Here is a 21,407-nt window from a genome sequence, read left to right as displayed (position 1 = left end):
AACGTGCCGCACATGTCGCCTGTGACTGCCTGCACATGGGCTAAATAAAGTTTCTGGCATGAACTAAATAGCATTGATTTGTCTACATGGCACATTGATGCTATTTCGTGAAGTAGCTCTTCGTAACGAGGTATTGCATCTGCTAACGCAGGCGTGCCGTTACAAGACGCTTCATCATCCCCATGGAGAAGGGTCATATCTGAACAAGAGGAGGCTCAACGTAAAGCCCAGCAGTAGTACCTGCATGGTAAGGAAGAAATCTGGCAGTTAAAGAAGTCGCTGGAATGCAGCGTGGGATAGGCATACGCAACTTAAAAGGATTAAGGCGATGCAGGAAACAATCGTACAACCTGAGTCATTTGTTCAGGGATTAAGTGATTACGTCAGCAAAGAAGACGCAGTCAATACCCAGAAGACCATTCATCAAGACGCCTTTATTCGGGGACTTAAAGAGCGGCTACCCGCCGAGACGCGGGATACCTTTACCGCCGAGCAACTGGCCTCATTGAAGCTGGCCTTCGGTACTCGCCCCTGGAGCAAACACCCGGTCGATGTCCGGACTACGTTCAAATTCTTTCGTAGTCGTTACTACTTTGTAATGGTGGCTGGCAAAGGTCATGCAGACGAGCAAAAAAGAACATCGGAGCTTTCGTTATTTGCCAAGGCCTTTGTCAAAGGCTCGTTGATGCTGATCTGGTTCACCGTCGCCTCCATTCTGCTGACTTTCTGCCTTTACATTCTCAAGTCAGCTCTGAATATCGACTTTTTCCCGGACTTTTCCTTTGGTATCTGGGACTGGTTTCAAAGTCTGTTTGATCGTTGAGCCCGGTGCACGTCAGCCAGTGTTAGTCACCTGCTGGCGGGCCCGAAAGCCCACGAATCGCCTGCTCGTGCTACAGAGCAGGCGGAGGGTCATTGCCTAACGAAAATCGGAAGGGGATTTCCGGACGATCTTAATGGAGTGGGTAAACGTCGGCTTGCGGGTTACGCTGATTGGGCGCCGCGTCACGACATCAAGCGTAATGTTCCAGAAGCCTGTGCTTGGAACCTTGATCTTGGCGGGGAACCGGTCAAACGCGCCGCCGTGATAGGTATGCCGACCGCCGTTTTTGAAACTGCGAAAGTTGGCGTCGTTCATGAGGCGAATATTGCAGGTCTGCGAGCAGTCGATAACGACCATATCACCTTCGTTAAGGTGCTCGCGCTGGTGTACGAATTTCATTGCAGCTCCACAGCGCTGTCTTTCAAAGGTGAACGATACCATAGCCCGGGCGTGGCTATCCCATATGATTGGTCGTGTGCTGAGTCAGTAGTCGGTCTCACCTCTTCAACACAGGTGCCTATCTCCCGATCATCCTTGCGCGTGCAGTGCACTTACCCTTGCGTTGCTCTCTAATGCATCCACAGGCGAGCCATTTAGTGGCGAACGTGAAAAGGATGAGGGTTTAATGACTATACGCTCGAAGATATCGTCTCTGCTTCTAGCTGGCCTGCTGGCTTGCGGCTCTGCATCAGCCATGTCCAGTTCGGTACCAACCGGCACGACGTTTTATGATCCCGAAAAGGCGTATGGCAGCTTTGTGCTGTTTGATGGTAGCGACCAGCGTACCCACTTGATCGATATGAATGGCAATGAGGTAAAACAGTGGCGTTATCCTGGCTTTCCGTCGGTTGCGCTGACGCCGGAGCAGGCTGGTGGAGAAAAAGGGCACGTACTTGTGCAGTTGGGAAACCTGGACAAACCGGTTTCCCTGGCATCATCAGGGAATGGACTCTACAACCAGGTAGTAGGGGAAGTGAGCTGGGATGGACAGGTGCGCTGGCAGTGGGGAAGCCGTGAAGCCCCAGCCTATCAACATCATGACATACGCCGTCTGGCGAATGGCGATACCTTGATGCTGACCAGTGAACTGACCCCGTTGGCCGGTTTTTCGGCGCCGCAAGTGATTGATAATCTGATCCGACAAATTGATCAAACTGGAAAACAGGTCTGGCAATGGCGGGTATCGGATCACCTGGATGAGCTGGGATTTACACCCGAGCAGCTCTCGCTGATTCGTGAGTCGGATGATCCGGATTTTCTGCATCTCAATACGGCAGCACCCCTTGGCGCCAACCATTGGCACCAGCAGGGCGATTCTCGCTTTGCGCCTGACAACATCATGGTTAGCGCTCGCGACGCCAATGTGGTCTTTATCGTAGAGCGCAAGACCGGCAAGGTCGTATGGCGGCTTGGGCCGGATTATCCTGAGGTAAAGCTGGCCGGTCCGGTGCCACGACCTGTGGACCAGATCGTAGGCCAGCACGACACCCACCTCATTCCTGAAGGTTTGCCGGATGCTGGCAACCTCCTGCTGTTCGATAATCAGGGCAGTGCCGGTTTTCCTCCTGCACGCAAGGGCATTTTTTCAGCGTCCCGTATTCTCGAGATCGATCCCGTGACCCGCAAAATCGTATGGCAATATACAGCCGTACAGTCTGGCCGCGCACCCTGGACCTTTTTCAGTGCATTTATCAGTAATGCCCGCCGCCTGCCTAACGGCAACACTCTTATCAATGAAGGTCAGAATGGCCGTCTCTTCCAGATCACGCCCGCGGGGGAGATCGTCTGGGAATATATCAGCCCGTACACTGGCAAGTCGGCCCCAACGGATCGCTATGTGACCAACCGCGTGTACCGGGCAGAGGCGGTAAACTACGACTGGGCCCCATCCGGCACTCCGCATAAGGAAAATGCCGTAATGCCTGATTGCGAGCTATATCCAATGGCACCCCAATGCGTAAAAGTCGAGGTGGATTCAGGGCAATAGCCTGGCAGGAAACAAGTACCAGCATAGCCCGGTTGCGACGTGAAACAATGGGACCATCCCTGTCAATGAACGATAAGGCGTTTCATGGCGATCGATGAAGAACTGACTCTGAAAAAGCTGGAGATCTTTCTGGCATTCATGCGCAGCGGCAACCTGGGGCGGGCCGCAGCCGAGCTCGGAACGAGCAATGTCAGTGTCCACCGGGCTATCCACTCGCTGGAGAGTGCGCTGCGCTGCCCACTGTTCAAGCATGAAGGGCGCAACCTCACGCCACTGGATGGGGCCTTCGTTCTGGAAGCACGGGCACAACAGCTCATGCAGGATCTAACCGAGACCATACGGCTGACGCGTCTGGCAGCCGGTTTCTCATCCGACCGTTTCCGCCTGGGTGCGTTGTATTCGCTTACAGTCAAGACCGTGCCCCAGCTGATCATGGGGCTCAAGCTTCGACGTAGCGAACTCAATATCGACCTGATTCTGGGCTCCAATGCCGACCTGACCTACCGGCTCAGGAACATGAAGCTGGATGCGATGCTCATCGCGCTGGATGACGGAATGGCTGATCCCGATTGCGAGAGCGTTGAACTCTTTCGCGATGACATCTATCTGGCCGCGCCTGCAGACTCACCGTTCACTCATCAGGATGTGGTCGATTTGCGTGATCTGCATGGAGTGCCCTTCGTGACGTTGACTGAAGGTTTTGCCACCTTTAGGGATGGACGGCAGGTGTTTCATCAAGCCGGGTTCGAGCCGGAGGTCATCATGCAGGTCAACGATATCTTCTCGCTCATGAGTATGGTCAGTTCGGGCGTGGGCTACGCGTTACTGCCGGGGCGGGTCGAGGCGGTGTATGAAAACCGCATTCGTCTGGTGCCGCTAGCCCCTCAGTACCGCTTGCAACAACGAATTGGCGTAGTGTTCTTGCGTAGCAAGGAGCGTGATCCAAACCTGCTGGCGTTTCTTGCTGAATGCCGGATGTATGCACGCAAGATGAATGCGGAGCCATAAGGCTCCGCATCACGCTCAGCCAAAGATTGCACGTGTGACGAGAAAGAGTAGCGAAGGTCCGAGCAGGCAACCGATCGCTGTATAAAATGCGGCCGTCAGACAGCCATAGGGCACAAGTTTCGGGTCGGTTGCAGCCAGTCCCCCAGCCACGCCGCTAGACGTTCCGACAAGCCCACCAAAGATGACAGCCGTGCGTGGGTTGTCCAGGCCAATATAGCGCGCCACAAACGGGGTCGCGACCATGGCCACGATGGCCTTGACCAGGCCTGCCGCAATGGAAAGCGCCATGACTTCCGAACTGGCACCAATCGCGGCTCCGGTGACAGGACCAACGATATAGGTGACGGCACCGGCGCCAATTGTGGTCAGGCTTACGGCGTCGGTATAGCCAAAGGCAAGCGCCACGGCAACCCCTGCAATGAACGACGTCCCTACCCCTACAAACAGTGACAGCACGCCGGCAAGACCCGCCTCCTTGAGCTCGTCCACGTTAACGCCGAAGGCAGTGGCGGCAATGGCAAAATCCCTGAGCATGGCGCCGCCCAGTATGCCCAGGCCGGAAAGCAGCGGAATATCTACCAGTCCCTTCTGGCCGCCCGTCGTGACCCCACCGATATAAGCCAATAGCAGTCCAAAAAAGATTGCAATGGCGGAGCCGTGCAGGCGGCCCTTGGTCAGCTTGGCGCTGAGCCAATAAGAAACCCACATGGTAACGCCTATCAGGGCAAAGGCGCTGATCATGCCGTACGCCTGGGTGACCTTGGTCAGTGATTCAATAATCATGTCAGTCACCGTTGTACGCTGGCCAGCTGATCAAGGGCAGGTGCTACCGTTTTTTTTCGGCCCACTTTGTTCAGTACTGGCACCAGGGCAAACGCGATGGCAATGGCTAGAAAGCCGGCAAGAATAGCCGCCGGGCCGCCCTTGAGTGCACCAGCCACATTTTGCTGGGCCGCCATGGCCACGACGATGGGAATGTAGATCGCGCTCCAGAACTCTACGCCTTGTTCGGTCTTGGGATGAAACTTGCCGTGCTTGCCGATCCAGCTACTTAGAAAGATGAGCATCAGCATGGCGATGCCAACACCGCCCACGTTTGCAGGGACACCGATTAGTTTGCCGAGCACTTCACCGATAAAGATGCCGGTCAGCGTGCAGATGGAGAGTAGAGCCACACCGTAGATAATCATTGTTATTGTCCTCTGGGTCGAAGTTCTTGTTCTTGTGCTTCGAAACACTAGGCGATCTCTCTATCGGTCGCGATTGGCCTCCTCGCGCAGCAGCGCAGTAATGGTGTCGGTCCGTGTACCTTGAAACGTTACTGCGGTTCCGGGGTTAATGACGCGTTTGGCAAGCGTGGTCAGCACCGTGCCGGGCGCCAACTCAACGGTAAGTTGCACGCCGCGTTCCTGAGCATTGCGTAAGGTCGCGTGCCACTCCACGGTGCGGCACATATTGAAGGCCAGATCATCAGCAAGACGCGCCGGGTCCATGATGAGCCGGGCGGAGCTACTGCTCAGGTAGCGTATCTGAGGGCGGTGCAAGGTTATCGACTGGAACGTGGCGGCGAGCCGATTGGCCGGCTCGGTCAATAAAGCGCAATGGGAGGGTACGCTGACGGCCAGGCGGCGTGTAACGCCGGTACCGCCTGAGCGAACCTTTTCGGCCAGGGCTGCCAGCGCAACGTCCGAGCCGGACGCGATAAACTGTTGTTCGGCATTGCTGTTGGCTAGAAAGACAGGCGCATCTGCGGTCGAGGTAGCCTCTATCAGGCATTCAGCCTCATGACGCTGTAGCCCCAGCATCGCCAGCATTCCATACCCGTTGGGAAACGCCTCTTGCATCAGCTTGCCGCGCAGATCCACCAGCCTTAACGCATCGGTATAGTCGAGCGCGTTAGCTATAACGGCGGCTGGGTAGGCACCAATGGAGAGGCCAGCGACATAGTCCGGGGCAGGGGCCTGTTCCAACAACAGACGTGCACTGGCAACGCCTGCAATCAACAGGCAGAGCTGAACAGCATGTGTCGATTGCAAGGCCTCAGCGGTATCCAGCATGTCGAGCGACACATTGAGGATGGCTTCAGCTTCCTGCAAGGCGTCTCGCACAACCGGCTCGTCTGGCAGCGCGTGTAGCATGCCTGGCTGCTGCGCACCTTGGCCGGGGAACAGGAAAAGGCTGCTCACGCAGCGATCTCCGCCAAGTGCCAGGGATCAGTGACCAGACAGGCTCCACTGGCTCGCTTGAGCAGGACACGGCTGCTTGACTGCGCCCACTCACGCAAGGCAACGCCTCCCTGGGGGGTTTCCAGTTGAATGTCCAGGCGGCACGGTGCCTTGTCCAGCTTATTCAGCAGGGCTAATGCCTGTGACCGGGAAAGAGGTGCGGGTGCACGTATGAGCAGATCGAGATCGCTTTCAGCGTGTAACGTGCGGATACCCGTCGCAAGCTGGAAACCCGCACTGCCGGTCACCCCCCAGACGAGACCGGTAGCATCCAGGCAAGGTTTGGCCCATACCAGGGCTGTCATGGCAGGTAGATCAATCGGGTGACTGCTGACGGCCGCAACCAGTTGTTCGGGTGACCGGCTACGAACGACATGGTCCAAAGCCATCCAGGTGCCGAAACGCTCTTCGCGCCCACGGCCGCGTATACCTATGGCCACAACGCCGGGTTTGCCCTCGGCTCGACGAACAACGACTGGCTCCCCACCCGCGACTGCCGCGAAGGCCCATTGCGGTGCTGTGGTAGGCAGCTGCTCCGGGGTAAATCCCCAGAGCAGATCATGTGGGCGAGGGGCTGGCTTCATAAAGCCTCCATAATCAATTAGAGTCACCATTGCTCCAGCAACTTTTCCCGCACCTGTCGTGATGCGCTGCGATTGGGGGCGTCCAGGCGGCCACGCAAATCATGCGATCCTGCCGCAATATCGGCCATGGCCTGTTGCAGGCATTCGCTTACCCGATTGATATCGCCTTCGGTAGGACGTTCGATGCGCTCGACCGATAGCGTCTCCCATAGGAGACCCAGCGAGGCATAGTTATCGAGGTCGTATGCCATGGGTGGAATGTTTGCCGCCAACGCTTCCAGCTCGTCGACGCTGCGCAGGGTGATGCGTGCTGCTGATGCTTTGCCCATTGCATGCACCTCAACACCGGGATCGCGCAGCGCAATAAGACGATTGGCCTGATAGCCATGAGCAAGAAACGCACCGGACATCGCCTTGCCCACAATCAGACCCACTACCGGATGGCCTGCGAGCCGAGCGCGTGCATACGCATCCACTGCACCTGCTAGGGCCTGGTGGATACCCAGTGCTTCCTCACGGCGGCCATACGCCTGGCTTGGTACGTCAATGATGGCGACCAGTGCGCGTTTGGTGTCGTGATCGCGGTCGGCCTCTATAACTTCATCAATGATCTGACCCAGGCCCCAGCCTTCGAGCAGCCCCACCTCACCGCGGCGAGCGCGGGGAAAGGGGTTTTGCTCATCGGGGACCACTGCAATCACGCGAGCCGGTAAGCTGCCCAGTGTTGTATCGCCAACCTTCAACGAGGCGGGCAAACTCTCAAAGGATTTCGCATTAGGTGAAAGTGCGTTGAACCAGATCAGTCCACGTGTAGAGAGGTTCATTTCACACCTCCTTCATCGCCCGCGGCATATAGGTTGCGGACGGTTACCGCCTCGATGGGTTGTTCGGGTTCAAGACGGTGTAGGCGGTCAAGAAACCAGGCGTACCGTCGGCTGCGTTCGAGCGCAGGCTTACCCTGTCTGAAACAGGTACGAATCTGCGCATGAATCGTCTCGGTATCATCGGGCACATAGGCGTCCACAAGACCCGTTACGTGGCGCTGCTCACCCCCGGTCAGGCTCCAGATGAAGGGGCGATCCCGAGAGTCATATTCGTCGATTCCCGCTTCCTGCTCGATGACTTGAGGACCATTAAGGCCCAGCCGTGCTTCTTGCGTCACGATCAGATAGCTGCACAGTCCGGCAGCGATGGACATACCACCAAAACAACCAACGGGGCCGGCGATAACGGCCACGACCGGTTGATACTCTCGGAGATCGACGATAGCCGCCTGGATTTCAGCAATAGCGGCCAGTCCCAGGTTGGCTTCCTGCAGACGTACGCCACCGGTCTCCAGCAAAAGCACGGCGCGGGTTGGGATACCGTTACGGTTGTCTTCAGCCGCCAGCTCCAGAGCACCAGCAATCTTGGCTCCGCCCACTTCACCCATGCTTCCACCCTGGAAAGCGCCTTCAATGGCAGCAATTACAGCAGGCTGGCCGTCAATCGTACCCTTGGCAATGACTACGCCATCATCCGCTTGCGTCACGATGTCCTGCTTGGGTAACCAAGGCGACATCATGCGTTCAAACGGGCCGATCAATTCGCGGAAGCTGCCCTCATCGAGCAGGGCGCGAGCCCGCTGCCGGGCACCTAATTCAATGAAACTACGAGGTTGGAGTAGGCGTGCGGTATCAGTCATGGCGCGCTCCTTCCAGCTGTAGTTCTTCCAATCCCTGCTCAAGACGCAAGCGCACGACGCCGGGCGTAGCGCCAAAGTCGTGGATTTCGATATTTAACGCCGGTGGCGTCTGCTCACGAAACATCCGCTCGAACAGGTTTTGCCAACATGCCGCACTGCCATTTACCGATGTCACGACATTCAACGTGAGCGTGCCAGCCTCACCGGGCTCCAGCAGCACCTCTAGGTCTCCCGAGCCAACACAGCCCACTAGGGCTTTACCCTGAGAGGGCTGGCCGGCCGGAAATTCAAACGTTAAGGTTTCCATGAGAAAGCGCTCCTCTGCAGGCGGAATTCCAGGCGATCAAGAAACAGTGTGGCGGCCAGCAGATCGGCCGCGCCACCTGGGGACGCATTCAGGCGTAGTAACGCGTCGTCCAGCTGGCGCAACGCGCGTCTCCCAGCCAGGGTTGCGCTGCCACCTTGCGCAAGGAATGCCTGCGCGCCTTGTTGAAGTGCATCCAAGCCCTCAAGGCCCGCCCGATGCAGGACGCAGGTATCCGGTAAAACGGCCATGATGGCGATAAGGGCATCCAGCCGCGCATTTTGCTCTCCAGAGCCTTCCGTCCGGCTTTTCAACAGCTGTGGCAAACCGTGCCTTACCACAGCGGGAAAGCCCGCTTGCGCCTGTTCACGGGCGCCGGGAAGACCGTATCGGGCGCAGGCTCTGAGACCATGACTGTTCTGTGCCTTAGGCGCAAACCGGTCAGGCAGCCGCGCCAGCAGAGCAGCGCGGTGAGCCACGTCCGCAGGAGAACAGTGTTCCGGCTTAAATGCCGCAGCAGCAGTCAGCAGGCCCAGGGCCCAGATCGCGCCACGGTGCGTATTGACTCCACCAGTGGTTTCCAACATGACACTTTCGCCCTTGCGGCCCAGCTGACCCAGCGTCTCGCGCAAGGACTGGTCCAAGTCCTTCGCAGCACTGGCGGCTTCCGCTATGTCTTGAAAGGTTTGCCGCAGTGCATAGGCCGAGCTGTGCATCAGCCCTAGGTTCAGATCTGTATGCGCGCCATTACTGCGGCGATCGACCAAACCAGGCTTGGGCGAAAGATCTGCCTCGTCGATAAGGACGTGCACCGCCAGATCCGCCAGCTGCCCGGCGATGGAGGAGGGAAGGGGTACCGCGATCAAGGCACGCATTACCAACTCCTGAATTTGGCTGGAGGGTTGTAGAGGCCGCCTGACCACTCGACAAGATCGGCAATGCTCTTGGCTGCCAGGAGCTCACGTGTAGCGTCGGTACGGCGAATACCCAAGTCTTCCGGCAGAGCCAGCAGGCCCTCACGGCGCATCTGCTCGGTTCGTTTAGGATCGTGGCGTAAACCGATATCAGTCACACCTGCAACCGCCGCAATCAATGCTCGACGCTCCTCTTGAGAGCGGGCCTTGTACAGGTAGGCAATTCCTTCCTCTGTGAGCAGATGCGTGACGTCATCGCCATAGATCATCACAGGCGCCAGCGGCATACCGCTTTTCTTGGCTACATCGACGGCATCGAGCCTATCGACGAACGTGGGTTTGCCACCTTCCTGAAAGGTCTCGACCATCTGCACCACCAGTTTACGGCCACGCTCAAGCATGGCGGTCGGACCTTCCTCCACTCGCATGTCGAGCCATGCGGGTGTGCCGTGGCGACGGCCATGAGGATCATGTCCCATGTTGGGTGCGCCCCCAAAACCGGCCAAACGTCCACGTGTTACGGTGGAGGAGTGTCCATCACCATCCACTTGCAGCGTTGCGCCGATAAACAGGTCGACGGCGTATTGCCCTGCCAGCTGGCACATCATTCGATTAGAGCGCATGGAGCCGTCACGTCCGGTGAAAAACACGTCCGGTCGGGCTGCGATGTAGTTTTCCATGCCCAGTTCGGTGCCAAAGCAATGAACGCTTTCCACCCAGCCACTTTCAATCGCTGGAATAAGCGTGGGATGCGGATTGAGCGTCCAGTTACGACAGATCTTACCCTTGAGACCCAGGCGTTCACCGTATGTAGGCAGGATCAGTTCAATCGCAGCCGTATTGAAGCCAATCCCGTGATTGAGCGATTGCACGTTATGCTTCTCGTAGATCCCACGAATTGCCATCATTGCCATGAGCACATGGACGGGTTTGATATGACGAGGGTCTCGGGTAAACAGAGGTTCGATGTAAAAGGGCTTGTCCGCCACCACTACAAAGTCGACCCACGAGGCAGGGATATCCACGCGGGGCAGATCACTTGTGTCGTCCACCAATTCGTTGACCTGAACGATGACGATGCCATCGCTAAAGGCACCTGCTTCGATAAGGGCGGGTGTGTCCTCGGTGCTGGCGCCGGTATAAATATTCCCGTGGCGATCTGCCTTGAAGCCAGCGGACAACACAACGTTGGGAATCAAGTCCACCAACAGCCGTGAGTAGAGCTCGATATAGGTATGGATAGCGCCAACTTCCAACAGTCCGTCTTCGAGCAGCTGACTGATACGCAGACTCTGTGTGCCGGCAAAGGAGAAGTCCAGTTTATGGGCGATACCGCGCTCAAACAGATCCAGGTGTTCGGCGCGCCCTACGCTTGGCATGATCATGTGCAGATCATGGAGCTTGCCAGGATCGGCCTTTACCAATGAGCGAGACAGAAAGTCAGCCTGTTTCTGATTATTGCCTTCCAGCACCACGCGATCACCGGGGGCAATCAGCACCTCAAGGGCTTCAACGATGCGATCGGTTCGGATGACCGCGCCTTCGGCATAGGCACTTGCCTTGGCGACTCGCCGCTGCTTTTCGGTGCGCCGCCGCGACCATTGAGGTGGAGGAGAGGTTATTGTCATGATGACTCCACGAAGTCCGCTGTCGTGGTCTCACGCTAGACCTCCGCAGGCGGACCTTCAATCAACCTCACCGTCAAATCGTTAACCTGAGCGTAACGATTTGAGGCGTGTAGCCACGTGGTGATGGTGCCCATACCGAACGCTGAGCAGTGATTACTTTCCTCGCGATGCGCAGGCTGCTAAAACATACATACCTGATTTCGGCTAAATCCCTGACTGGCTACTGCGCAGGAGAACCGCAAGATGACGAGCCTTGCAAGCGAGTACGCTGAAGCGTTGGACTCTATGACGTCCCGTCGCGTTGAGCTGGTCCGTATCGTTGAGCGCTTTGCTCCTGACTTTGGTGTCCACCCAACTGCCATTCAGCCACTGCATCTGATTCGTAGCGATCAGCCGACACAGACCATCCATACTGTTCATAAGCCAGGTCTTTGCATCATTGTGCAAGGAGCAAAAGAAGTTCAGCTGGCGGAAGAATGCTACCGCTACGATCCGCTTCACTACCTGGTGGTTTCCGTTACCCTGCCGCTGGCAGGCAAGGTGATCGAAGCGACCAGCGATAAACCGTATCTGTGTCTTCGTCTCGATCTCGACCCTTGCGAAATCGCTCAGCTGGTTTCAGATGCCAGTCCGATCGGCGTCCCTGATCGCCCGGCGGAGCGCGGGTTGTTTCTGGACCAGATTGATCCGTCCATTCTGGACACCATGCTGCGCCTGTTGCGGTTGCTGGAGTCTCCAGATGACATTCCCATGCTTGCGCCCATGGCGATAAAGGAAGTCTACTATCGATTGCTTAAAGGTAAGCATGGGCATCGCCTGTATGAAGTGGCGTTTGGGGATAGCCAGGCCCAGCGGGTGGCGCGTGCGATTGATTGGTTGAATAACCACTTTTGCGAGCCGCTCAGTATCGATGCCTTAGCCAAGCACGTAAACCTTAGTACATCTGCGTTTCACCATCGTTTCAAGGCGGTTACCGCCATGAGTCCCTTGCAGTATCAGAAGCAGTTACGCTTGAACGAAGCGCATCGGCTGATGATGTCCGAAGGTCTGGATGTGACCAGCACCTGTTACAGAGTGGGCTATGAGAGTCCCTCGCAGTTCAGCCGGGAATACAGCCGCTTTTTTGGCGTATCGCCGGCCAAGCACATTGGGCAATTCAGGCGAAAGGCATAATCCGCTTTGGTATCAATATGATGCTATCCCGACTAGGGACTTTTAGGTCTGGAAAGCCAGTTAAATGTTTTGGCATCATACTCTGAAGGAGGTTAATGACTTCAGAGCATGATGCCTTTTTAATAGTGATTACTTGCCCCATTCAGGCCCACCATCGGTGGCGGTTTGTCCTCCATCCACAGGTAGCGTTACGCCTGTAATGTAAGCGGCCTCTTCGCTGGCCAGGAAGGCAATGGCGGCGGCAATTTCTTCCGGTTTCGCTGCACGGCGCAAGGGAATACGCTCCCACGCCTTTTCAAGCAAGGCCTCGTCATCCATGATCTTTTCTACCATGCCGGTAAGGGTAAGACCGGGACACACCGTGTTAGCCCGGACTCCATATTTGCCATAATCACAGGCGATGGAGCGTGTAAGGTTGGCTACGGCTGCTTTGGCTGCACAGTAGGCAGCATGCGACCAGCCGCCACCCAATGAAGAAACGGACCCAACATTGATGATGACCCCCTTTGCACGAGCCAGATGTGGCACTGCACGACGGCTGATATAAAACACGCTATCCAGATCCGTGCCCATACAGGCTCGCCAATGATGATCACTGGTTTCGCTGATGCTGCCGACCAGATTCATACCTGCCGCATTAATAACTGCGTCTAGCTGACCAAACCGTTCCACAGTATGATCGACCAGCCGGTCGCATGCTTCGCGTTGCGACACATCTGCCACATCGGTCATCACCCGGTCAGAAGAAAATCCATCGGCTACCGCTTCAAGGCGTTCAGCGTTTCGTCCAGAGAGAACAACCGAAGCGCCCTCTGAAAGAAAGCGGCGGGCCGCTGCTTCGCCGATGCCAGAGCCTCCGCCTGTAATAACAATGACTTTTTTGTCAAATCGATTCATGGTTCATTCCTCGCAGGGTGAACAAACAAAAGGTCATTTATCAGCCGGGATAGTCGGCACCGCGCGAAACGGCTTCCCAGTCTCCAAAATCTCGGGCAAGTTCATCTAACTTGCCTAAGGCGCACTCGAATGCGCTATTGCCCAGTAGTAAGCGTGCCGGTTTTTCCTGGCTTTCTACTGCTTTAAAAATGGCTGCGGCGGCTCGGGCAGGATCGCCCGGTTGCCTGCCAATCGACTGGTGATAGGCTTCGATAGCTGCACCGGCTGTTGGTGCATAGTCTTCATGGGTGTGCGGCGTTTCATGCGCTGACCCTGCCCACTCCGTACGAAACGCACTGGGCTCTACCGTCATGACATGAATGCCTAACGGCGCCACTTCCTGGCGAAGTGTTTCTGATAATCCTTCAACGGCGAATTTGCTGGCGCAGTAGTATCCTACCGCAGGAAAGCCGCAGAGCCCGCCGATGGAGGTCAGATTGACGATGATGCCCTGCCGCCGTTGGCGCATACCAGGCAAAGCGGCTTGAAGCATATTCGCAACACCATAAAAGTTAACATCCATCATCTGGCGTACCTGGTTGAGATCGCTTTCCTCCACTGAAGCGAAATACCCAACGCCGGCATTATTCACCAGCACATCTACAGCGCCGAAAGCAGCTTCGGCTGACTCGATGGCGATCTTTGCTTGACGCGGGTCTGTAACATCCAGCGGCAGTACCAGCGCCTCACCTTTATTCTGAAGGTCCTTTAACTGCTCGGGCTTGCGTGCCGTTACCACTACGCGGTAACCCTGAGCCAGTACGTATTCCGCAATGTGACGGCCAAACCCAGTGGAGCAGCCTGTTACAAACCATACGGGGGAGTGTGCTGTCTGATTCATAGGATCTCTCCTGTCATGTTGATAACGGGGTTATGCAGGCTCCAGATCGATCAACTGAAAAGCCCGCATGTCAATCTCACCGTCCATAAGTGCTGGGAGCTGCGCCAGAAAGGCTTTTACATAAGGCCGCTCAAGGTGAGCGGCGAGGTCTTCTGGAGAGCGCCAGACCTCGTGGATAAACCACTCGTTCGGCTCGTCGCGACCTTGATGAACCATATAGGCGAGGCAACCCGGTTCATGGCGTGAGGGTGCTATTAATGACATCAGCTGCTGGCCCAGCACCTCTGTCTTACCCGACCGGGCGCGAATGAAAGCGATATTAGTAAACTGAGACATAGGGAGGTCTCCGTAGTCATCCGGGGCCTGCTGCCCTGATAGAGCAGCAGGTGTACGAAAGGACTCAAACGGTGGTATAGCCACCATCTGCCATGACAACCGAGCCGGTCATGAAGCTGGCGCGATCGGAAGCGACAAACGCAATCACTTCGGCAATCTCCCTGGGCTGGGCGACTCGCCCAATCGGAGCACGGGTGGCATGTTCACGCAGAAAGGCGCGACCGTCGGGCATGATGTCATCCAGAATGCCGGTCTCTACATCGCCAGGCGCGACGACATTCGCGCGAATATTATGCGGCGCGCCTTCAAGCGCCAGAACCTTGGTCAGCTGGGCGACAGCCCCTTTCGATGCGGCATAGGCGCCGATAGTGGGAAATGCCACTTGGCAGGCATAAGAGCCTACATTGACGATGGCGCCGCGCTTGTTATCGACCATAACACGCATCGCTTCACGGGAATGCAGGAACATGCCGCGTGCGTTGATATTCATGACCTTGTCCCATTGCTCGATGGACATATCGGTCACATTTACATTGAGAATGACCGCAGCATTGTTGACCAGAATATCAACCCTGCCAAAGCGCTCCATGGCAAGGGCAACCGCACGCTGCGCGGTGGATTCTTCGGCTACGTCGCCTACCAGCGCAGCGATGCGCTCTGATCGTTGCTCAAGCTCGACGACGGATGGCTTGATATCTTCAGCGACGACATACGCGCCACGCTCGGCAAACAGTGTGGCCACAGCTTCGCCAATCCCACCGGCTGCACCGGTCACAATGGCAACTTTACCTTCAAGTTCTTGAATGGGAGTGGTAGTCATCATGTCTCTCCTCAAATGTTCAAATGCCGCAAGCGGCTGTTGTTGAAGTCGAGATCACGATATCGAGTTTGCCCGGCGTGATAATCGCCGCGTTTCTTCATGCCTTATGAAGGAAGGCTAAATAATCGAGAGGTAAATAGGGCAGGGATGAAAGGGACGCATAGGACGGCCGCTTCTACGGCAGACATAACAAGCGTTAGTGTCGGTTAGCTAAATCCAAATGCTGATAAGGGCTTTACTGGCCGCGAATTATCATGTGTTGGCTCGTCAACGCCTGCGCGCGGAGTCTTTTTTCAGAAAATCGATAAATGCCCGTAGCGAGGCCAGCTGTTGGCGCTGACGAGGGTAGCTCAGATAAAAACCATCAAACGGCGCGCACCATTCCTGCAGTAGCGGGACCAATGTTCCAGCTTGGATAAAGGGCTCCATCTGGTCTTCCAACCAGAAGGCGATGCCTACACCATTGACGGCAGCCTCAATGGCAACACGCTGATCGTTGACAATGAGCGGACCTTTGACGGCTATCGCGAACCACTCAGTATCACGCTTGAACTCCCAGCGATAAGGATGAATCTGGCCCGGCCAGCGCCAGTTGATACAGCGGTGATTTTCCAGGTCATACGGCGTTTCCGGATACCCGTACCGCTCAAGATAACTCGGCGAGGCGGCTGGAATCTGCCGGAGTTCTGGCCCCAGCTTGATCCCTACCATGTCCTGCTCGATCAGCTCGCCCAGGCGCAAGGTAGCATCGAATCCCTCTGTGACGATGTCCACGGGTCGATCGTCCAGCACGACATCCAGTTCAATCTCGGGATAGGCCTCCGAGAAAGGTTGGAAGATAGGCTCGAGGAATACACGCGAGGCCAGCCGTAACGCATGAACACGCAAGCGGCCGGCAGGCCTTTCGCCAAACAAGCACGCGTGCTCTACCGCGTCGGCCACCTCCTGCAACGCAGGTCTAAGCCGTTCAAGCAGGTGCTCGCCGGCAATGGTCAGACTTACGCTGCGTGTCGTGCGATTGAAGAGGCGCACCCCCATGCGCTCTTCCAAACTACGTATCGTCTGGCTAAGTGCAGAAGGGGATACCTGCAACTCTTCAGCAGCCCGAACGAAACTGCCACGTTCAGCAATCGCCACGAATGCCTGGAGTTCCGCATAATTCTGACCACGCATGGTAAGCATCCTGTCTGGTAGGTCTGCCTGAAAAGCACAGCGTACGGAAGCACTATGAACGCAAAGGCTCTTTAATCAGCACTGATCACCTCAAAACCCGGTATGGGAGCCTCAAGTGCAAGTGCAGCTCTGACCGGATCAAAGTACTCGCGAATGAATGCAATTTTTCCGTCTTTTACGCGGATGAACAGCACATAGTCCTGGTGATAGGTCCGGCCAGTCGCTGTGATGATACCTTCCGCCTTTACTTCCGCACTCGCTTCATCGGGACTATCCGAGGCATGAATTTTAAGGTCATAAAAGCGGAACTGCTCTACCGCACCCACGAACCAGCCTACGTGATGAAGCACCGCTTCACGCCCCGCCAGTTGTGCGGGATGCCCTAGTGACGGGGCAAAGGGAAGCTCCCATAAAAGATTATCCGCAATCAAGGTTTGCCATTGGGGCTGATTGGCTACGAATGTGTCGAAGTGTTGTTGCAGCAGTTCGGTTGCAGTGCGCATTGCGGTCTCCTGATTATGTAAGTGAAGAACAAAAGCGCTGCTCAGCCGAACAGCTTGATAGCGGTTGTTGCCGTTAACTCACCTTGGTGCCGCGCACCCTCAAGCTCTGTTTCGCTCGGCAGACGTGAGCCGTCTCCCGCTGTGATGGTAGTAGCGCCATATGGTGCGCCACCTACCACCTCTGTAACACCCATTTGCCCTTGATGGCTGTAGGGGAGTCCCACAATCGTCATGCCGAAGTGCAACAAGTTGGTGATGATGGAGAAAAGGGTCGTTTCCTGGCCGCCGTGCTGTGTAGCTGAGGCCGTAAAGGCACCGCCCACTTTGCCATTTAATACACCGCGTGCCCATAAGCCGCCTGCTTGATCCAGAAACGCGGCCATCTGGCTGCTCATCCGGCCAAAGCGGGTCCCTGTGCCCACAATGATCGCATCGTAATGCTCAAGATCGGCAACGGTCGCTACCGGTGCTGCTTGGCCAAGCTTGAAATGCGCGCTCCTGGCGATCTCTTCCGGTACCGTTTCAGGGACACGTTTGATATCTACGTCAGCGCCTGCCGCACGCGCGCCTTCGGCTACGGCTTCAGCCATGGTCTCGATATGACCGTAAGAGGAGTAATACAGAACCAGAACCTTAGCCATGTGACGTCTCCTGTTTGGAATAAGCGGCCAGTGCCGCAGTGGAGAAACTTTCGCATGGCTCAAGATTCGAAAATAGCCAGCTAATATCGACCGGTTTGTTCGATAAAATAGAATAGTGGCAATTAGAGATTTTGTGCGGCCTGTGCCTTGAAGCGATCTATTAACCATGTGGCAGCAGGGCCAGGCGGTGAATCGGTACGATAAATCACGGTAAAGTCATACGTGCCCCCAGGGCAATCTGGCAAATCCAGTAATACCAGCCTTCTTTCGGCAATATCACTCTCTACCATGGGCTGCGGCATGTTTCCCCAGCCAATACCTTCCTTGAGTAGCATGTGTTTGGAGCCCAGGTCAGCCAGACGCCAGGTGCGGGCGCTCATAACGGCGTATTCCTGCCCCTCGGTCAGTGTGGAGCGGTCCGTCAGGACCAGCTGAACATGCTCTCGGGTAGCGCCAGGAGCGTTGGCGCTGGCTGAAGCTAACGGATGGCTGGGTGCTGCAACCGGCACCAGGTCAACGCTGCCCACTGCAATCCGCTCCAGACCGTCAAGGTTAGTAATCAAAGGACCGCTGACACCCAACGCGGCGCCTCGATTCAGTACCCGTTGCGTGACGGCGCCTAATGCTTCTATATGAAGGTGGAGAGAAACCGTGGGAAAGGTTTCTCGAAATACCTTCAAAGCATCTACTACCCGCGCACTGGGCAACATGACATCCAGCACCAGATGGATCTCGGCTTCAAGACCTTGCAGGAGTCCTTTTACCTTGGCACGCAGTCCATTGATGCCGCTATATACCATGCGCGCTTCGGCTAATACCGTTCGCCCCGCGTCTGTCAGCTGAGGTTTACGAGTAGTTTTGCGATCAAAAAGAGTCACGCCCAACTGCATCTCAAGGTTAGCAATGGTATAGCTGATAACAGACGTAGCCCGGTGTAGCTTACGAGCAGCCCCGGCAAAACTCCCCACCTCAACAACAGTAAGAAAGACACGCAACTGGTCCAGCGTAGGCGTACCGGGATCAGACATCATTTCGAATTCCTCGAACGTTTTAATGCATATTATCTGGATTTTGCTGAACGCCCATCTGTTTTAGTCTGGCCTGGTAATCACTTCCGAGTGAGGTCTTTTGCCTGCAATCCGCCGATTGCACCTATGCCCTGCGAGGCCCGCAACCATGACGTTATCGAATTCTGCATCCGCTATTGAGCATCTCATCCTGCCAGCCGTGAGAGACTTGGGTGATGGCTTTAAAGTACGCCGCGCCTTACCTTCTGCACAGCGACGTACCGTAGGCCCCTTCATTTTTCTGGACAGCTTTGGACCAACCATTTTCAAGGCAGGCGAGGGGCTTGATACACGGCCCCATCCGCATATTGGTTTGTCGACCATGACTTACCTGCTGGACGGCGAGATGCTGCATCGCGACAGCGAGCACTATGTCCAGACCATACGGCCGGGCGAAATCAACCTGATGACGGCAGGTAAAGGAATTGTTCACTCCGAGCGCAGCACCGACGCGGTCCGCCAAACAGGCGGTACGGTATTCGGCTTTCAGTCATGGCTAGCCCTACCAGTAGCCCATGAAGAGGCTGACCCAGGCTTTCAACATGTCAGCGCAGGAGAGATTCCTGTAATAGAGGACGAGGGGGTTACCGTCAGGGTACTAGCTGGCGCGTTGCATGATAAACAGGCACCTACACGCACGTTTTCTGATCTGTTCTACGCCGACGTGGTACTGGAGGCCGGAGCGCGCTATCGCATCCATAAATAACATGTCGAAAGGGCCATCTACGTCGTAAGCGGTGAGGTTACGGTGAGTGGGCAGGATGGTCGCTTCGGCCGGGACCAGCTGGTTATCTTCAAACCAGAAACCGAGATTGTACTAAGTGCAATGGGACTGACTCGGTTGATCTTGCTGGGAGGGGAGCCGCTTCCTGAAAAGAGACATATCTTCTGGAATTTTGTATCGAGCCGCCGTGAGCGCATCGAGCAAGCTGCCGAAGACTGGTGTTTACAGCGTTTTCCAGGCGTACCTGGAGAGCATGAATTCATCCCGTTACCGGAAACGCGAATCCGTCTAAAAGCCGGCGTGTAAACATCATCGCATTATCCTAATGCCCGCCCGGATGCCATTCGGAGCGGGCATTGTCTTTTCTGAGCCTACTCAGAGACTACTAGCCCCCGCTATCTTCTGAGCTTCACACCTTGAAGCTCAGAAGAGTTAGGCCTACAGATTATGTTCGATTAAATCGAATCTAATGGTCTAAATTAATCGGCTATTGCGAATAGCAAACCACAGGCAGACTTCTCTCCATCGAGACACATCATGGTGATGCGTCCTAAATGAGGATCTACTCATGTCACAGTCAGCCAACCTTGTTCAAACTGCTCCGCATACAGCCGCTTCCAATGCTTCAGCAGCTACAACTGCATTGCTGGGCCGGATATTGATCAGCGCAATCTTCATCCTTTCAGGCATTTCCAAAATTACTGCGCCTGCCATGATCATGGGTTATATCGAGTCGGTCGGTTTGCCGTTTCCTGCCGTCGCCCTCGGAGTTGCCGTGTTGGTTGAAGTGGTAGGCGGTATTGCGTTGGTCCTCGGCTATCAGACACGAGCAGTGGCTGCGTTCCTGGCCTTGTTTAGCGTAGTGACCGCACTGGCCTTCCATAACAATCTGGCTGATCAAAATCAGTTCATTCATTTCTTCAAGAATATCGCCATGGCCGGTGGGCTTCTTCAAGTAGTGGTTCTTGGGGCTGGCCAGTACAGCCTGGACGCCCGTCGTAGCTGATGGCAGATGCCAGGCTAGCGGCCTGGCATAACTTGCAACCCTTCGCTAGAGAAATCATCATGAAAGCCATACGTGCACAGCAATATGGGAACCCCGACGTACTCCGCCTTGAAGAAGTAGCTGATCTGACGCCGAGTAAAGGACAAGTGTTGATCCAGGTAGCTGGCAGCGGAATAAATCCAATCGACTGGAAAGTCCTCTCCGGTGCCATGAAGCAGTTTATCCCCTTACCGTTACCCTATACGCCAGGGGTTGAAGTCGCAGGAACGGTTATCGCATTAGGTGAAGGCGTAGACACATTCAGCCTGGGCGACGAGGTTTTTGGCTTTATCGGTATTACAGGTGGGTACGCCACCCAGGCCGTAGCGGATGCCGACCGTTTGGTCTTAAACCCCAACAGCCTTTCATTGCTAGAGGCAAGCGGTGTGCCGGCGGCAGCCTTGACGGCTTGGCAAGCCTTGCATGAGCATGCCGCCATTAAGGCAGGCCAACGTGTCCTGATCCAGGGAGCGGCGGGCGGGGTTGGCAGCATGGCCGTACAGTTGGCTCGTATAGCTGGCGCTGAAGTCATCGCGACGGCATCTGCCCATAATCATGATTACCTACATGCACTAGGCGCTACGCAACTCATTGATTACCGCCATGAAGCCTTTGAGAAAGTCGTTTCGGATATAGATATCGTAATCGACCTTGTAGGCGGCGAAACTCAAGCCCGCTCCTGGTCGGTGTTAAAAAAGGGCGGTGTGCTGGTATCGCCTGTTAGCGCGCCCAGTGAAGAAGCTGCTCGTAGCATAAGAGCAACAGGCAAACGCTTCGCTACCCGCTCAGATAGTAAGCAACTGGCACAGATTGCCGACTTATTTAACCGGGGAGCACTTAACGTGGAAGTAGAAACCATGCTCTTGTCCAACGCAGCTGACGCGCTACAGAAAAGCCTGACAGGCCATACCCGAGGCAAGATTGTGCTGGAGGCTGGAGAATAGCAGGATTCCAAACGTTAACATGATGAATACTTAATGGCCGGTTCTCT

25 protein-coding genes and 1 pseudogene are annotated in these 21,407 nt (G+C 55.7%); 8 read left to right on the top strand and 18 right to left on the bottom strand.

Going from position 1 to position 21,407, the window contains the following annotated elements:
- Nucleotides 1-328 precede the first annotated feature (328 nt).
- A complete protein-coding gene (locus tag B3729_RS11805) occupies nt 329-823 on the top strand; it encodes a hypothetical protein (RefSeq protein ID WP_010798967.1) in 495 nt (164 codons plus the stop codon).
- A 96-nt stretch (nt 824-919) separates the two neighbouring features.
- Here the strand turns inward: B3729_RS11805 and B3729_RS11800 are convergent, their stop codons facing one another.
- Nucleotides 920-1,264 carry a DUF1883 domain-containing protein gene (locus B3729_RS11800; protein WP_173869118.1) on the bottom strand — a complete coding sequence of 115 codons (345 nt, stop codon included), beginning with the start codon at nt 1,262-1,264 and terminating at the stop codon, nt 920-922.
- A 184-nt stretch (nt 1,265-1,448) separates the two neighbouring features.
- On the opposite strand from B3729_RS11800, the gene B3729_RS11795 reads away from it, so the two are divergent.
- Both B3729_RS11795 and B3729_RS11790 read left to right on the top strand, forming a co-directional pair.
- Entirely contained in the window at nt 1,449-2,810 is a 1,362-nt protein-coding gene (locus tag B3729_RS11795) for an aryl-sulfate sulfotransferase (RefSeq protein WP_286787988.1), read from the top strand.
- 84 nt (nt 2,811-2,894) lie between these two features.
- Entirely contained in the window at nt 2,895-3,818 is a 924-nt protein-coding gene (locus tag B3729_RS11790; RefSeq protein ID WP_150346178.1) for a LysR family transcriptional regulator, read from the top strand.
- Between the two features lie 15 nt (nt 3,819-3,833).
- Here B3729_RS11790 and madM read toward each other — a convergent pair whose 3' ends face one another.
- From madM to mdcA, 9 genes are read right to left on the bottom strand one after another with little or no spacing between them, the layout of a single operon-like run.
- Nucleotides 3,834-4,598, bottom strand: coding sequence for a malonate transporter subunit MadM (gene madM, locus B3729_RS11785; RefSeq protein WP_026003682.1), 765 nt, complete (start codon nt 4,596-4,598; stop codon nt 3,834-3,836).
- A gap of 8 nt (nt 4,599-4,606) precedes the next feature.
- A complete protein-coding gene (madL, locus tag B3729_RS11780; protein WP_010798972.1) occupies nt 4,607-5,008 on the bottom strand; it encodes a malonate transporter subunit MadL in 402 nt (133 codons plus the stop codon).
- 60 nt (nt 5,009-5,068) lie between these two features.
- Complete coding sequence (gene mdcH / locus B3729_RS11775; RefSeq protein ID WP_286787987.1) at nt 5,069-6,004, bottom strand: malonate decarboxylase subunit epsilon; 936 nt, start codon at nt 6,002-6,004, stop codon at nt 5,069-5,071.
- Nucleotides 6,001-6,627 (bottom strand): malonate decarboxylase holo-ACP synthase, encoded by a 627-nt coding sequence (locus B3729_RS11770; protein WP_286787986.1) that lies wholly within the window; start codon nt 6,625-6,627, stop codon nt 6,001-6,003. The genes mdcH and B3729_RS11770 overlap by 4 nt, the downstream gene beginning before the upstream one ends.
- A gap of 23 nt (nt 6,628-6,650) precedes the next feature.
- Complete coding sequence (gene mdcE / locus B3729_RS11765; protein ID WP_286787985.1) at nt 6,651-7,451, bottom strand: biotin-independent malonate decarboxylase subunit gamma; 801 nt, start codon at nt 7,449-7,451, stop codon at nt 6,651-6,653.
- Nucleotides 7,448-8,311, bottom strand: coding sequence for a biotin-independent malonate decarboxylase subunit beta (locus B3729_RS11760; RefSeq protein ID WP_150346174.1), 864 nt, complete (start codon nt 8,309-8,311; stop codon nt 7,448-7,450). Before B3729_RS11760 ends, mdcE begins: the two co-directional genes overlap by 4 nt.
- Nucleotides 8,304-8,618 (bottom strand): malonate decarboxylase subunit delta, encoded by a 315-nt coding sequence (locus B3729_RS11755; RefSeq protein ID WP_286787984.1) that lies wholly within the window; start codon nt 8,616-8,618, stop codon nt 8,304-8,306. Before B3729_RS11755 ends, B3729_RS11760 begins: the two co-directional genes overlap by 8 nt.
- The gene (locus B3729_RS11750) at nt 8,606-9,490 is read right to left on the bottom strand and encodes a triphosphoribosyl-dephospho-CoA synthase (RefSeq protein ID WP_286787983.1); all 885 of its coding nucleotides are present in this window, start codon (nt 9,488-9,490) and stop codon (nt 8,606-8,608) included. Before B3729_RS11750 ends, B3729_RS11755 begins: the two co-directional genes overlap by 13 nt.
- Nucleotides 9,490-11,160 (bottom strand): malonate decarboxylase subunit alpha, encoded by a 1,671-nt coding sequence (gene mdcA, locus B3729_RS11745; protein ID WP_150346171.1) that lies wholly within the window; start codon nt 11,158-11,160, stop codon nt 9,490-9,492. The genes B3729_RS11750 and mdcA overlap by 1 nt, the downstream gene beginning before the upstream one ends.
- 240 nt (nt 11,161-11,400) lie before the next feature.
- On the opposite strand from mdcA, the gene B3729_RS11740 reads away from it, so the two are divergent.
- On the top strand, nt 11,401-12,330 hold the full coding sequence (locus B3729_RS11740; protein WP_286787982.1) for an AraC family transcriptional regulator: 930 nt from the start codon (nt 11,401-11,403) through the stop codon (nt 12,328-12,330).
- A gap of 129 nt (nt 12,331-12,459) precedes the next feature.
- Here B3729_RS11740 and B3729_RS11735 read toward each other — a convergent pair whose 3' ends face one another.
- From B3729_RS11735 to B3729_RS11700, 8 genes are all read right to left on the bottom strand, one after another.
- Nucleotides 12,460-13,227: an SDR family NAD(P)-dependent oxidoreductase gene (locus B3729_RS11735; protein WP_286787981.1), complete on the bottom strand. Its 768-nt coding sequence runs from the start codon at nt 13,225-13,227 to the stop codon at nt 12,460-12,462.
- Between the two features lie 40 nt (nt 13,228-13,267).
- The gene (locus B3729_RS11730; protein ID WP_286787980.1) at nt 13,268-14,107 is read right to left on the bottom strand and encodes an oxidoreductase; all 840 of its coding nucleotides are present in this window, start codon (nt 14,105-14,107) and stop codon (nt 13,268-13,270) included.
- A 30-nt stretch (nt 14,108-14,137) separates the two neighbouring features.
- Nucleotides 14,138-14,443, bottom strand: a complete 306-nt coding sequence (locus B3729_RS11725; protein ID WP_286787979.1) for a putative quinol monooxygenase — start codon at nt 14,441-14,443, stop codon at nt 14,138-14,140.
- Nucleotides 14,444-14,507: 64 nt separating this feature from the next.
- A complete protein-coding gene (locus tag B3729_RS11720; protein WP_074828244.1) occupies nt 14,508-15,266 on the bottom strand; it encodes an SDR family NAD(P)-dependent oxidoreductase in 759 nt (252 codons plus the stop codon).
- 264 nt (nt 15,267-15,530) lie between these two features.
- A complete protein-coding gene (locus tag B3729_RS11715; protein ID WP_286787978.1) occupies nt 15,531-16,436 on the bottom strand; it encodes a LysR family transcriptional regulator in 906 nt (301 codons plus the stop codon).
- Nucleotides 16,437-16,507: 71 nt separating this feature from the next.
- A complete protein-coding gene (locus B3729_RS11710; RefSeq protein WP_286787977.1) occupies nt 16,508-16,939 on the bottom strand; it encodes a nuclear transport factor 2 family protein in 432 nt (143 codons plus the stop codon).
- Between the two features lie 41 nt (nt 16,940-16,980).
- A complete protein-coding gene (gene wrbA, locus B3729_RS11705; RefSeq protein WP_286787976.1) occupies nt 16,981-17,580 on the bottom strand; it encodes an NAD(P)H:quinone oxidoreductase in 600 nt (199 codons plus the stop codon).
- A 122-nt stretch (nt 17,581-17,702) separates the two neighbouring features.
- Complete coding sequence (locus B3729_RS11700; protein WP_286787975.1) at nt 17,703-18,611, bottom strand: LysR family transcriptional regulator; 909 nt, start codon at nt 18,609-18,611, stop codon at nt 17,703-17,705.
- A gap of 145 nt (nt 18,612-18,756) precedes the next feature.
- On the opposite strand from B3729_RS11700, the gene B3729_RS11695 reads away from it, so the two are divergent.
- The 4 genes and pseudogenes from B3729_RS11695 (at nt 18,757) to B3729_RS11680 (ending at nt 21,360) form a co-directional block, all read left to right on the top strand.
- Nucleotides 18,757-19,353, top strand: a complete 597-nt coding sequence (locus B3729_RS11695; protein ID WP_286787974.1) for a pirin family protein — start codon at nt 18,757-18,759, stop codon at nt 19,351-19,353.
- Between the two features lie 12 nt (nt 19,354-19,365).
- Nucleotides 19,366-19,677 (top strand): annotated as a pseudogene (locus B3729_RS11690) (pirin-like C-terminal cupin domain-containing protein); the annotation flags it as partial.
- Nucleotides 19,678-19,939: 262 nt separating this feature from the next.
- Nucleotides 19,940-20,377 carry a DoxX family protein gene (locus B3729_RS11685; protein WP_150346164.1) on the top strand — a complete coding sequence of 146 codons (438 nt, stop codon included), beginning with the start codon at nt 19,940-19,942 and terminating at the stop codon, nt 20,375-20,377.
- A 59-nt stretch (nt 20,378-20,436) separates the two neighbouring features.
- Nucleotides 20,437-21,360: an NADP-dependent oxidoreductase gene (locus B3729_RS11680; protein WP_286787973.1), complete on the top strand. Its 924-nt coding sequence runs from the start codon at nt 20,437-20,439 to the stop codon at nt 21,358-21,360.
- Nucleotides 21,361-21,407 lie beyond the last annotated feature (47 nt).

This window comes from Pseudomonas sp. UBA3149 (genome assembly GCF_002364655.1).
GTDB classification, from domain to species: Bacteria; Pseudomonadota; Gammaproteobacteria; order Pseudomonadales; family Pseudomonadaceae; genus Chryseomonas; species Chryseomonas luteola.
This window is presented reverse-complemented; position numbering and strand designations above follow the sequence as displayed.